This is a genomic window from Streptomyces sp. NPDC001222 (assembly GCF_042896945.1).
Lineage (GTDB): Bacteria > Actinomycetota > Actinomycetes > Streptomycetales > Streptomycetaceae > Streptomyces > Streptomyces gibsoniae.
In genome coordinates this window covers 89028-102176 of the sequence record NZ_JBIAXT010000002.1, presented here as the reverse complement: position 1 = coordinate 102176, position 13149 = coordinate 89028, and the positions used below count along the sequence as shown (strand labels likewise).

Annotated in this window: 11 protein-coding genes and 1 pseudogene; 9 read left to right on the top strand and 3 right to left on the bottom strand. The window is 71.9% G+C overall.

The window, feature by feature from the left end; translation table 11 throughout:
- Positions 1-322: 322 nt before the first annotated feature.
- The 5 genes from ACFY2Z_RS03550 (at position 323) to ACFY2Z_RS03530 (ending at position 6996) form a co-directional block, all read left to right on the top strand.
- Complete coding sequence (locus ACFY2Z_RS03550) at positions 323-1213, top strand: FAD binding domain-containing protein (protein ID WP_390742514.1); 891 nt, start codon at positions 323-325, stop codon at positions 1211-1213.
- Entirely contained in the window at positions 1213-1785 is a 573-nt protein-coding gene (locus ACFY2Z_RS03545; RefSeq protein ID WP_390742904.1) for a (2Fe-2S)-binding protein, read from the top strand. The genes ACFY2Z_RS03550 and ACFY2Z_RS03545 overlap by 1 nt, the downstream gene beginning before the upstream one ends.
- Before the next feature lie 2 nt (positions 1786-1787).
- The gene (locus ACFY2Z_RS03540; RefSeq protein WP_390742513.1) at positions 1788-4163 is read left to right on the top strand and encodes a xanthine dehydrogenase family protein molybdopterin-binding subunit; all 2376 of its coding nucleotides are present in this window, start codon (positions 1788-1790) and stop codon (positions 4161-4163) included.
- A 176-nt stretch (positions 4164-4339) separates the two neighbouring features.
- On the top strand, positions 4340-5797 hold the full coding sequence (locus tag ACFY2Z_RS03535) for an NCS2 family permease (protein ID WP_390742512.1): 1458 nt from the start codon (positions 4340-4342) through the stop codon (positions 5795-5797).
- A gap of 47 nt (positions 5798-5844) precedes the next feature.
- Positions 5845-6996, top strand: a complete 1152-nt coding sequence (locus ACFY2Z_RS03530; protein ID WP_390742511.1) for an XdhC family protein — start codon at positions 5845-5847, stop codon at positions 6994-6996.
- Between the two features lie 253 nt (positions 6997-7249).
- Here the strand turns inward: ACFY2Z_RS03530 and ACFY2Z_RS03525 are convergent, their stop codons facing one another.
- From ACFY2Z_RS03525 to ACFY2Z_RS03515, 3 genes are all read right to left on the bottom strand, one after another.
- Entirely contained in the window at positions 7250-7897 is a 648-nt protein-coding gene (locus ACFY2Z_RS03525; RefSeq protein ID WP_390742510.1) for a class I SAM-dependent methyltransferase, read from the bottom strand.
- On the bottom strand, positions 7894-8361 hold the full coding sequence (locus ACFY2Z_RS03520) for an SRPBCC family protein (protein ID WP_390742509.1): 468 nt from the start codon (positions 8359-8361) through the stop codon (positions 7894-7896). Before ACFY2Z_RS03520 ends, ACFY2Z_RS03525 begins: the two co-directional genes overlap by 4 nt.
- An 827-nt stretch (positions 8362-9188) precedes the next feature.
- A complete protein-coding gene (locus ACFY2Z_RS03515) occupies positions 9189-9968 on the bottom strand; it encodes a polysaccharide deacetylase family protein (protein ID WP_390742508.1) in 780 nt (259 codons plus the stop codon).
- A 354-nt stretch (positions 9969-10322) separates the two neighbouring features.
- Here ACFY2Z_RS03515 and ACFY2Z_RS03510 point away from each other — a divergent pair, with 354 nt between their 5' ends.
- From ACFY2Z_RS03510 to ACFY2Z_RS03495, 4 genes and pseudogenes are all read left to right on the top strand, one after another.
- A complete protein-coding gene (locus ACFY2Z_RS03510) occupies positions 10323-11024 on the top strand; it encodes a hypothetical protein (protein WP_390742507.1) in 702 nt (233 codons plus the stop codon).
- A 215-nt stretch (positions 11025-11239) separates the two neighbouring features.
- Complete coding sequence (locus ACFY2Z_RS03505) at positions 11240-11851, top strand: sigma-70 family RNA polymerase sigma factor (protein WP_390742506.1); 612 nt, start codon at positions 11240-11242, stop codon at positions 11849-11851.
- Positions 11852-12001: 150 nt separating this feature from the next.
- Entirely contained in the window at positions 12002-12778 is a 777-nt protein-coding gene (locus tag ACFY2Z_RS03500; protein WP_390742505.1) for an SDR family oxidoreductase, read from the top strand.
- Positions 12779-12982: 204 nt separating this feature from the next.
- A pseudogene (locus ACFY2Z_RS03495) lies at positions 12983-13149 on the top strand (LacI family transcriptional regulator); the annotation flags it as partial.

The window sequence follows — 13149 nt, the reverse complement described above, 5'->3', positions numbered from 1 at the left end:
GCTTCCGGAGGGTGTTCTCGGCCTCCGAGGGCAGCCCCAGGGCACTGCCTGGGGCTTTCGGAAGCTGGGCTCGCGATCTCCTCCGGCAGGCGTCGTGTTTCCAGAGGAAAGCGGAGAGGTTACTGATGGCCTCCGTTCATATGAATCTACAAGATGATCGCCCTGGCCAGCCAACTCCTTCATGGTTTCGGTGACTGACCGTGGCCACGGAACCGGCGGTGTACTGAGCTCAGACCGCGTGAACAGGACATCAACGAGCCGGTCCCGCCGCTCCCGATCCGGCTCGAACCCACGCCCCAAGAGACGATGAAGAGAGCCGTACATGGACTTCCTTCGCCCCGCGACCTGGGAGGAGGCGCTCGCCGCCAAGGCGGAGCACCCCAGCGCCGTACCCATAGCAGGGGGCACCGATGTGATGGTCGAGATCAACTTCGATCACCGCCGGCCCGCGTATCTGATGGACCTGAACCGCATCGGCGAACTGTACGAGTGGGAGACCGGGGACTACGCCGTGCGGCTCGGCGCCTCGGTCCCGTACGCGAGGATCATGGAGCGGCTGCGGACCGAGCTGCCGGGCCTGGCCCTCGCCTCCCACACCGTCGCCTCGCCCCAGATCCGCAACCGCGGCGGGGTCGGCGGCAACCTCGGCACCGCCTCCCCGGCCGGCGACGCCCACCCCGCCCTGCTCGCGGCCGGCGCCGAGGTCGAGGTCGCGTCGGTGCGCGGCTCCCGGATGATCCCGATCGACGACTTCTACACCGGCGTGAAACGCAACGCGCTCGCCCCGGACGAGCTGATCAGGGCCGTCCATGTGAAGAAGGCCGACGGACCGCAGCAGTACGCGAAGGTCGGCACCCGCAACGCGATGGTGATCGCGGTGTGCGCGTTCGGCCTCGCCCTGCACCCCGGGACCCGCACCGTGCGCACCGGCATCGGCTCGGCCGCCCCGACCCCCGTCCGCGCCCGGGTCGCGGAGGAGTTCCTGAACGCCGCACTCGAGGAGGGCGGCCTCTGGGACAACGGCGAGATCATCCCGCCGTCCGTCGCCCGGCAGTTCGCGCAGCTGTGCTCGGCCGCCTGCAACCCGATCGACGACGTCCGGGGGACTGCGGACTACCGCCGCCACGCGGTCGGCGTCCTGGCCCGCCGCACCCTGATGTGGACCTGGGAGTCGTACCGCGGCACAACCCGCACCGCGAAGGGAGCTGCATGATGCGTGTCAACTTCACGGTCAACGGACGTCCGCAGGAGGCGGACGACGTGTGGGAGGGCGAGAGCCTGCTGTACGTGCTGCGCGAGCGGCTCGGCCTGCCGGGCTCCAAGAACGCCTGCGAGCAGGGCGAGTGCGGCTCGTGCACGGTCCGTCTGGACGGCGTGCCGGTCTGCTCCTGCCTGGTGGCGGCGGGGCAGGTCGAGGGCCGGGCGGTCGTGACGGTCGAGGGACTGGCGGACTACGCCGAGGAGCGCGCCCGCTCCAGCTGCGCCCGCGGCACCTCCCTCGACGAGGCCAGGCGCTGGGAGGCCAGGGGCTCGGACTCCGCGGCCGGCGAGCGCGCCCGGCTGTCCCCGATCCAGCAGGCGTTCATCGACGCGGGCGCCGTCCAGTGCGGCTTCTGCACCCCCGGTCTGCTGGTCGCGGCCGACGAGATGCTGGAGCACAACCCCAACCCCACCGACGCGGACATCCGTGAGGCGCTCTCCGGGAACCTGTGCCGCTGCACCGGCTACGAGAAGATCATGGACGCGGTCCGCCTGGCGGCCGCACGGCAGTCCGAGGGGGTCTGACGATGCCCAACGGCGCTCCCACCAAGATCACTCAGTACACCAAGGGCGGCATCGGCGAGTCGACCCTCCGGCCGGACGGCACCCTCAAGGTCACCGGCGAGTTCGCGTACTCGTCCGACATGTGGCACGAGGACATGCTCTGGGGCCAGCTCCTGCGCTCCACGGTCGCGCACGCCGAGATCGTCTCCATCGACACGAGCGAGGCCCTCGCCACGCCCGGTGTGTACGCGGTGATGACGTACGACGACCTGCCGACCGAGGTGCGGAACTACGGCCTGGAGATCCAGGACACCCCGGTCCTCGCCCACGGCAAGGTGCGCCACCACGGCGAGCCGGTCGCCATCGTCGCGGCCGACCACCCGGAGACCGCGCGCCGCGCCGCCGCCAGGATCAGGGTCGAGTACCGCGAACTGCCCCTTGTCACCGACGAGGCCTCCGCGACGGCCCCGGACGCGGTCCTGGTCCACGAGAACCGTACGGACCACCATTCGGGCCACGTCCCGCACCCCAACGTCGTCCACCGCCAGCCGGTCGTCCGCGGCGACGTGGAGCGGGCGCGCCGGCGGGCCGATGTGATCGTCGAGGGCGAGTACCACTTCGGCATGCAGGACCAGGCTTTCCTCGGCCCCGAGTCCGGTCTCGCCGTGCCCGCGGAGGACGGTGGCGTCGACCTCTACGTCGCCACCCAGTGGCTGCACGCCGACCTCCGCCAGATCGCGCCCGTGCTCGGCCTGCCCGAGGACAAGGTCCGGATGACCCTGGCGGGCGTCGGCGGCGCCTTCGGGGGCCGCGAGGACCTGTCGATGCAGATCCACGCCTGTCTGCTCGCGCTGCGCACCGGGAAACCGGTCAAGATCGTCTACAACCGGTTCGAGTCCTTCTTCGGACACGTCCACCGCCACCCGGCGAAGCTGTACTACGAGCACGGGGCCACCAAGGACGGCAAGCTCACGCACGTCCGATGCCGGATCGTCCTCGACGGCGGCGCGTACGCCTCCTCCTCCCCGGCCGTCGTCGGCAACGCCGCCTCGCTCGGCGTGGGCCCGTACGTGGTGGACGACGTCGACATCGAGGCCCTCGCCCTCTACACCAACAACCCGCCCTGCGGCGCCATGCGCGGCTTCGGCGCGGTCCAGGCGTGCTTCGCCTACGAGGCCCAGATGGACAAGGTGGCGAGGAAGCTCGGCATGGACCCGGTGGAGTTCCGCCGGCGGAACGCGATGTCCCAGGGCGCCGTCATGCCGACCGGGCAGATCGTCGACTCCCCGGCCCCGGTCGCCGAGCTGCTGCGCCGCGTCAAGGCGATGCCCATGCCGCCGGAGCGCCAGTGGGAGAGCTCCGAGGGGGCGGACATACGGCAGCTGCCGGGCGGACTGTCCAACACCACGCACGGCGAGGGCGTCGTCCGCGGCGTCGGCTACGCCGTCGGCATCAAGAACGTCGGCTTCTCCGAGGGCTTCGACGACTACTCCACCGCCAAGGTCCGCATGGAGGTCGTCGCGGGCGAGCCCGTCGCCACCGTGCACACGGCCATGGCAGAGGTCGGCCAGGGCGGCGTCACCGTCCACGCCCAGATCGCCCGCACCGAGCTGGGCGTCAGCCGGGTGACGATCCAGCCCGCGGACACCCGGGTCGGATCGGCGGGTTCGACCTCCGCCTCCCGGCAGACCTACGTCACCGGCGGCGCCGTACGCCACGCCTGCGAGCAGGTGCGCGAACGGGTCCTGGAGCTCGGACGCCGCCGGTTCGGCCCGTACCACCCGGCCTGGGCCACCGCCGAACTGCTGCTCGAGGGCGGCAAGATCGTCACCGAGGACGGTGAGGTGCTCGCCGACCTGGTGGACGTTCTGGGCGACGAGGCCGTCGAGATCGAACGCGAGTGGCGGCACCGGCCGACCGAGCCCTTCGACCTGCGCACCGGTCAGGGCAACGGACACGTCCAGTACTCCTTCGCCGCGCACCGCGCCGTGGTGGAGGTGGACACCGAGCTGGGCCTGGTCAAGGTCATCGAGCTGGCCTGCGCCCAGGACGTCGGCAAAGCGCTCAACCCGCTGTCCGTCGTCGGCCAGATCCAGGGCGGTACGACCCAGGGCCTCGGCATCGCGGTCATGGAGGAGATCGTCGTCGACCCCAGGACCGCGAAGGTGCGCAACCCCTCCTTCACGGACTATCTGATCCCCACCATCCTCGACACCCCGACCATCCCCGTCGACGTGCTCGAACTCGCCGACGACCACGCCCCGTACGGGCTGCGCGGCGTCGGCGAGGCACCCACCCTGTCGTCCACCCCGGCCGTCCTCGCGGCGATCCGCGACGCGACGGGGCTGGAGCTGAACCGGACCCCTGTGCGCCCCGAACACCTCACCGGCACCGCATAGGCCCGCTCGCGCCGCCGCCGGGCAGCATCCGTACCCCCTGGGTCAGCCCGGCGCCGGCGCGCACACCGCACCACCGTTCGTCTCGGGCCGTCCCCCGGGTCGTGCACCCTTCCCAAATCCCGCAGACCGCCGAAGGCGGCCCGCGGGTGCCCCTGTGAACCTTGGGAGACGGCACCATGACCCAGCAGTCCCTGGAGCCGAGGACCACCGCCGAGGACGCGGGCGCGGCAACCCGCGTCCCGGTCGGCCGGTCCTGGCTCGACCGGTACTTCCACATATCCCGGCGCGGATCCACCGTCGCGCGCGAGGTGCGCGGCGGCGTCACCACCTTCATGGCGATGGCGTACATCCTGCTGCTCAACCCCCTGATCCTGTCCGGCCGGGACGTGGCGGGGGACACCCTCGGCCGGCAGGCCCTGATCACCGCGACCGCGTTCGCGGCGGCCCTGACCACGCTGCTGATGGGGCTCGTCGGCAAGGCGCCGCTCGCCCTCGCCGCCGGCCTGTCCGTCTCCGGCGTCCTGTCCTCCCAGGTCGCCCCGCAGATGACCTGGCCGCAGGCCATGGGCATGTGCGTGCTGTACGGCGCGGTCATCATGCTGCTGGTCGTCACCGGTCTTCGCGAGGCGATCATGAACGCGATCCCGCCGGCGCTCAAGCACGGCATCACCATGGGCATCGGACTGTTCATCGCCCTCATCGGCCTGTACAAGTCCGGATTCGTCCACCAGGGCAAGGCCACCCCGCTCAGCCTGGGCCCGGCGGGACAGCTCACCGGCTGGCCCGTCCTCCTCTTCGCCGGCACCCTGCTGCTGATCTTCATGCTCCAGGCCCGCGAGGTCCCCGGCGCCATCCTCATCGGCATCGGTGGCGGTACGGTCGTCGCCGCGCTCCTCGACGCCATCGGGGTCGTCAAGGACGGCGCCTGGGCGGGCGGGCCTCCCGAGCTGCGCGGCGGCGCGGTCTCGATGCCGGACTTCTCGCTCTTCGGGCATGTGGCGTTCGGCGGCTGGGACAAGGTCGGCGCGATGACCGTCGGCCTGATCGTCTTCACGCTCGTCCTCGCCGGCTTCTTCGACGCGATGGCCACCGTCATCGGCGTGGGCACCGAGGCCGGTCTCGCCGACGACAAGGGCCGGATGCCGGGGTTGTCCAGGGCCCTGTTCATCGACGGCGCGGGCGGTGCGATCGGCGGTGTGGCGGGCGGCTCCGGGCAGACCGTCTTCATCGAGTCCGCCACCGGTGTCGGCGAGGGCGCCCGCACGGGCCTCGCCTCGGTCGTCACCGGTCTCTTCTTCGCGGCCTGTCTGTTCCTCACCCCGCTGACGGCGATCGTCCCGCAGGAGGTGGCCTCGGCCGCACTGGTCGTCATCGGTGCGATGATGTTGATGAACGCCCGGCATGTGGACTGGAGCGATCGCGCCACCGCGATCCCGGTCTTCCTGACCGTGGTCCTCATGCCGTTCACGTACACCATCACCACCGGCGTCGCCGCGGGTGTCGTCGCATACACCGCCATCAAGACAGCCCAGGGCAAGGCCCGCGAGATCGGTGCCTCCATGTGGGGGCTGACCGTGGTCTTCCTGGTCTACTTCGCCCTCCACCCGATCGAGAACTGGCTGGGCGTCCGCTAGCGGCCCTCCTCCGTCGTCCCACCCCATACCGCCAAGGAGACCGAGAGATGCTGGACATCGCCGACGAGCTGCACCGGTGGGCCGCGCAGGGACGCGACTTCGCCGTCGCCACCGTGGTGGCGGTCGGCGGCAGCGCACCCCGCCAGCCCGGCGCCGCCCTCGCGGTGGACGCCGAGGGCACGGCGATCGGCTCGGTCTCCGGCGGCTGTGTGGAAGCCGCCGTCTACGAGCTGTGCCGGCAGGCCCTCCAGGACGGTGAGACCGTCACGGAGCGCTTCGGGTACAGCGACGAGGACGCCTTCGCCGTGGGGCTCACCTGCGGCGGCGTCCTCGACGTCCTCGTCACCCCGGTCCGGGCGGCCGACCCCGTCCGGCCGGTGGTGGCGTCCGCGCTCGCCGCCGCGGCCTCGGGCGCCGCCGCGGCGCTCGCGCGCATCGTGACGGGCCCGGCCGAGCTGCTGGGCCGGGCGCTGCTGGTACGCGCCGACGGCGGGTACGAGGGCGGCTTCGGCGCCCACCCGGAGCTCGACCGGACGGTGGCGGCCGAGGCGGGTGCCTTCCTGGATGCGGGCCGCACCGGCACCGTGGACGTCGGAGAGCAGGGCTCACGCTGCGGAGCACCGCTCACGGTCCTGGTCGAGTCGGCCGTCCCGCCGCCCCGCATGATCGTGTTCGGGGCGATCGACTTCGCCTCCGCGCTGGTCCGCATCGGCAAGTACCTCGGCTACCGCGTCACGGTCTGCGACGCGCGCCCGGTCTTCGCCACCCGCGCCCGCTTCCCGGACGCCGACGAGATCGTCGTGGAGTGGCCGCACCAGTATCTGGGCCGCACCCCGGTCGACGCGCGCACCGTCCTGTGCGTCCTGACCCACGACGCCAAGTTCGACGTACCCCTGCTGAAGCTGGCCCTGCGCCTGCCGGTGGCGTACGTCGGCGCGATGGGCTCCCGCCGCACCCACCTGGACCGCGCCGAACGCCTGCGCGCGGTCGGCGTCACCGAGCTGGAGCTGGACCGGCTGAGGTCACCCATCGGTCTCGACCTCGGCGCCCGCACCCCCGAGGAGACGGCCCTGTCCATCGCCTCGGAGATCGTGGCGGCCCGCCGCGGCGGCAGCGGCGCCTCCCTCACCGGCGCCCACACCCCGATCCACCACGACCCGACCCGGGGCACGGTGCGGGGGATCGGCTCGGTGGCCTGACCGTCAGGTGCGCGACGAGGGCAGATCGGCGAGCCGCACCCCGCGGGTCGCGCCGCGTCGCACGACGGCGCCACGCCCCCGGCGGCCGTCGGCTCGGCTCGACGCTCCCCAGCAGCGGACCCTCGGACGGGTCGCCCGACGGCACGACCCCCTGCCCCCCGGTCGTATCGGCATCACGCGGGTCGCGACGCGCCGTGGTGTGAGGTTCGTGGGGCGAACCGACCCGTCCGATCACCAGCGGGCGCCCGCGCCCTCAGTCGGGCTTGCGGGCCAGGAGGTACCCCTGCGGGGTGTTCTCCCGCTCGTCCGCCGCGCGCACCAGCCGGGCGACCTCCTCGAAGCCGGCGTCCGTCAGCGACGCGGAGACCTGCTCGGGCCGGACGCGGTAGACGTCGAGGGACAGGTCGTGCCCGTAGGCATGGTCCAGGTGCACACACTCGTCACCGACCTTGAACGCCGTGAGGAGATGGCCGCCCGGGGCGAGAACGCGGTGGAACTCCCGGAAGTACCGTGGGAGTTCGAGGGGTGGGGTTTGCACCGTGGAGTACCAGACGAGGGCGCCCGCCAGGGTGCCGTCCGCCAGGGGGAGTTCGGTCATCGACCCCACCTCGAACCGCAGCGCGGGATGGGTCCGCCGGGCCACGGCCACCATCCCCGGCGACAGATCGATGCCGAAGGCGTCGAGCCCGAGCTTGTCGAGGTATGTGGTCACCCGTCCGGGACCGCAGCCTAGATCCCCGACGGGCCCGCCGCCGCCGGCCAGCACCCGCTCGGCGAACACACCCAGCATGGCCCGGTCGAAGGGGCTCGTGTCCATCGCGTTCCTGAGCAGCCGTTCGTAGTCACTGGCGACCGCGTCGTAGGACGCCCTGGTGGTCTCCAGGTGTGTGGCATCGGTCATGGGGGTGGACTGTAAGGGTCCCCACTGACATCAGGGCCCGGATCCAGCCGCAGCAGCCCGTCCACCGCCCGCCCGAACATCCGCCGGGCCAGCCACCCGAGCGGCGGGTCGACTACCCCCGGCAGTCCGCGCACGGCCAGCTCCTCCCGCCACAGCACCCGCGACCGCCCCTCGTCGTACGGCCGGATCTCGATCTCCGCCCAGCCGGTCACCAGCCTGCCCCGCTTCTCCAGGCGGCAGAGTGCCGGAGGCCGCCAGACCGTCACCTCCATCGTGTCGTCGAAGGCGAGCGGGCCGAGGCCGGAGCGGGCCACGAACACCGTTCCCGCGGCCGTCGGCGGCGGGGTGAGCACGGTCACCCGGGTCAGCGGCACCACCTCCGCATGGCGCGGCCAGTCCGTGAGCCGCCCCCAGGCCTGGTCGGCGGGGAGCTGAACGAGTCGTTCGAGGCGGAAGAGGACCACCGTGGGATCGTATGCGGCGGCCGCCGCACACACGGCTTGACGCGCACCCCCTGACCGGGCGCCGTCGAGGCCCCCCTGTTGCCGGCTTCGCGCGGGACGGGCGGGTCGAGCTGATGTCCGCCTGCGCCGAGCGGCTGCCCGGCGAGGTCATCGGCCGCCTCGTCGGCCTGGACCCCGCGGACGTGCCGGCCGTGGTGCACGGCGGCCATCGCGCCGAACAACTGCTGTTCCGCCCGCTGCCGGAGGACGAGCAGATCGCCGCCGCCGAGGACGTCGTCGCGATGCAGCACATCCGCTACGACAGCCCGTTGCGGGGCTTCGGGCGGGTCGCGACCGGCCGGTCACCCTGGCCGGCACCGAACTCCGCGCCGGAGGGTCGTCTTCGTCGCCTTCGGTGGCGCCGACCGCGACGGTGCCCGGTACTCGTGCCCCGACGCGTTCGACATCCCCGCGCCCCGTCCGCCATCTCGCCTTCGGTCTCGGCGCGCACGGCTGCCCCGGCGCCCAGCTTGTGCCCCAGCAGGCAACGTTCGCCCCGTCGCGATGCCGGCACATGCTCGCGCCGCACCGGCCGAAAGCCCAAGTACCCAGTACGAGGCCTTCCGGCCGGCACACCGAGAGCGCGCACCGGACGCCACTCCTTCACGGGCAAACGTCACCTGCCGAGGCACTGGCTCGCGAGCAACTCCGCATAGCGCTCACGGAGTTGACCCGGCGGCTACCGGGACTACGGCTCGCCGACGGCCGGCCCGTCGCCCTGCGCCCGACCTTGATCCACGGCGCGCCGCAACACCTGCAACTGGCCTCGTGGGCCCGGCGGGCCGACGTCAGGGGCGGTACACCGTGCCCGGCTGAGCCTTCCCCGGCGCCAGCAACTGGGGCACGGTGACGAACACGTAGCCCCGTTCCTTGAGCGCGTCGATGATCCCGGGCACGGCGGGCACGGTGCCCGGGTAGAGGTCGTGCAGCAGGATGATCCCGTCCCGGGACGACTGCTCCAGCACCCGCTTCCGGATCAGGTCCGAGTCGTTGGTCGCGTAGTCCTTGGCGGTGACGCTCCACAGCACCTCGGAGAGCCCCAACTCACGGCAGATCCGGTGGACGGTGTCGTTCGTACGGCCCTGGGGCGGCCGCATCAGGGTGGGCTTGCGTCCGGTGAGCCGCTCTATCGCGTCGTCCGGCTTCTGCAGCTCCTCGCGTATCTGCTGCGGCGATATCTGGGTGAGGATCTTGTGGTCCCAGGTGTGGCTGGCCACCTCGTGTCCCTCGGCGGCCATCCGCTTGACCAGGTCCGGGTACTTCTCGATGTGCCGCTTGCCGAGCAGGAAGAAGGTGGCGGGCACCTTCTTCTCCTCGAGGATGTCGAGCAGCCGCGCCGAGTTCTCGCTGGGCCCCGCGTCGAAGGTCAGCGCGATGCACTTGGCCTGGCGGCAGTCCACGGTCCCGAACCCGGCCGGAGCGTCGGCGGCGGCGTGGGTGCGGACGGTCGCCGGCGCGGTGGTGCGCAGGGTGGTGCACCCCGAGAGCCCGAAGGCCATGGTGGCGAGAAGGGCTGCCGTCACACGCAACCCGGACGCACGTCTGTTCGTCTTCCCCGTTGAAAGCATGCGGGGACTATACGCGTCGTGTATACGTGACATGTATAGCGGGGTGTCGCTCAGGCCCCCGCACGACCACCGCCCAAAGGCCGCCGGCCGGCGATCGATTCCTCGCCCGTGCACTCCCGAGACCGGCGTGGCGGCACCGTCCTGTTCGGACTCCGTCCCGGGGGAAGCGGTGCACGGGGCTTGTTGTGACATCCGGTCCCTCCCAGGGTCACTCCCAGCGTGCAAGCGCTTTCTGCGAGAGGGGTGGCCCATGCCCGGAAACAGAACGACCACACACCGGGGATTGAGGCGGGCCCCCGCGGGTTTCCGTACCCATGCGGGACGACGGAAGCCCGGATGCGAGGATGAGGCGCCATGACAGCAGGGCGGTGCTCTCGCACGCTACGGGCCGCGGTGTTCGCGGTCGTGTGCGTGCTGCTCGCCGCCCTGGGCCACGTCCTGATGTCCGGCAGCGAAGTCCCCGCGTGGGCGCTCGGGCCGGGCCTGGCGGTGACCGGTGCCGCGGGCTGGTGCCTGGCGGGACGCGAACGCGGGCTGCCGCTGATCGTGACGGCTGTGGTCGCTGCCCAGACAGCCCTCCACTCGGCGTTCTCGTTCGCCCAGTCGGTGTCCGGGGGACAGGCCTCCACGGACATGAACGGCATGCCCGGCATGGGCTGGACGGACATGGGCCCCATGGAGATGGGGACGGGCACAGGCATGGAGATGGGCACGGGCATGGCGCCGATGCGCATGGACTCCATGGACATGAGCCGTATGGATCCCCTGCGGCACCCCATGGGCGGCTCGTCCTTCGGCATGATCGCCGCCCACCTGCTGGCCGCGCTGCTGTGCGGACTGTGGCTGGCGTACGGGGAGAAGGCCGCGTTCCGCATCCTGCGGGCCGTGGCCGGCCGGCTGGCGGCGCCGCTGCGGCTGCTGTTCACCCTGCCCCGTACCCCTCACCGCCCCTGTCCTCGGGTCCGTCGCCGTCGCTCGCACCACGCGCCGCGTCTTCTCCTTCTCGTCCACGCGATCATCTCCCGGGGTCCGCCCGTGGGGACCGCTGTCGTCTGACGACAGCCGGCACCCCGAGGCCGCTCCCGCGCGCCTCGGGCTCGGCCGTACGCCGACGCAGGGCGCCGTGGCCACGAGGCCCGGTCGTAGCCCCGTGCGCACGCCCCAGGGGCGGTGCGCCGGCGCGTCGTAGGGCCGTCTCCCCCTCACCGGACCGTCCGTCTGCGCGCCTGCGCGCACCCGGGCCGGTTCCGGATGACCGAGAAGGACACCAGGTGATGATTCCTGCCCTGCCCACCTCGCGCCGCCGAGGCGACACCACGGCGTCGACCGACGAGTCGGTCACCGCTTGGGCGCTCGCCGCCCGCGCCGGCGACACCGCGGCGGTCGAGTGCTTCGTCCGTGCCCTGCACCGCGACGTCCAGCGGTATGTCGCCCATCTGTGCGCCGACCCGCAGGCCGTCGACGACCTGGCGCAGGACACGTTCCTGCGTGCGCTCGGCAGTCTGCACCGCTTCGAGGGCCGCTCCTCGGCGCGTGCCTGGCTGCTGGCCATCGCCCGCCGCGCGGTGATCGACAGCTACCGTTACGCCGCCGCCCGGCCGCGTCTGTCCGACGTACGGGACTGGCAGACGGCCGTCGAACTGGCCCAGCCGCAGGACCTGCCCGGCTTCGACGACGGCATCGCGCTGCTGGACCTGCTGGCATCGCTCCCGGACGAGCGCCGGGAGGCGTTCGTCCTCACCCAACTGGTCGGGCTGCCCTATGCGGAGGCGGCCGAGATCAGCGACTGCCCGGTCGGCACGCTCCGCTCCCGCGTGGCCCGCGCCCGAACGACCCTGATCCGGCTCCTGGACGCGGAGGCCGAGAAGCACGAGGAGGCCTAGCCCACCAGCCTGGCGGGCTGACTCCGCGCTGCGGGAGATCCGGGTGCCATGCCTGCGACCGCGCGCGCCGGGTGCGGGAGTGGTGTGCTGGAGGTGTGGCCGTGCCGGTCGCAGCGTCCCTCTCGCTCTCCTCTGGAAGGGTGCACACCAATGTCCACGCAGACCCCTGCCAAGCCCTTGTCGGGCCGTGTCGCGGTCGTCACCGGAGCGTCCAGCGGCATCGGCGAGGCCACAGCCGAACACCTCGCCGCCCTGGGCGCCAAGGTCGTCGTCCTGGCCCGGCGTGCCGACCGGCTGGACGACCTGGTCGGAAGGATCGAGAAGAACGGCGGCAGCGCCCTGGCGATCGCGGCGGACGTGACCGACGCGGCGGCCGTGCAGGGGGCGGCCGACCGGGTGGCAGCGGAGCTGGGCGGGGCCGACCTGGTGTTGAACAACGCGGGCGTCATGCTTCCCGCCCCGATAGAGGAGCTGGCCACCGACCAGTGGCAGCGCCAGATCGACGTGAACATCACCGGTCTGATGCATGTGATCGGCGCGTTCACGCCTCAGCTGGTCAAGACGGCCGGGGAACGCGGTGTAGCGGACCTGATCAACACCTCGTCCATCGCGGCGCAGAACATCTTCCCCAACTTCGCCGTCTACTCCGGCACCAAGGCCTACGTCACCCATCTGTCCCGGCACCTTCGCGTCGAGCTCGGCCCGAAGAACGTACGTGTGTCGGCGATCGAGCCCGGCATCGTCGGTACGGAACTTCAGGAGCATGTGACGGACTCGGGTGCGCTGGAGTGGCTGGCCGGGTCCAAGGAGTCGATGGAGTGGCTGGAGCCCGAGGACGTCGCGCGGACCATCGGCTTCCTCGCCGGCCTGCCGCCGCGTGCGAACCTCCAGCAGGTCACGATCATGCCCACCGCACAGCCCAGTTGATCGGCGCACGCACTCCCCGTGCGCCGATCAACGAGGCTCCGCCGGTCACAGCACCAGCTGTTCTGTCCGGGGAGGTTGTGGACAGAGATGCAGGTCTCGGCTGAGGGATCTTGAAACTGGTGAGGGCCTTCTGGCCTGGCGTGGATCGCGACATCTCCACCAGCGACAGAAAGGCCCTCGTGCCACACCGTGATGCACCGCTACAAGGCGGTGGAGGCGCTGCTCGGCCACCGCTGCGAGCCGCTGATCCTGCTCGGCCCGCACGCGGAGCCCGCCCGCCTCGACGCACTCGGCCGGCGTCCCGCGACGATGCCGGTCGGCCGCCGAGTGCCGCGCGCCATGTGGACTTCGTGCAGAGCGCCGAGGGCAAG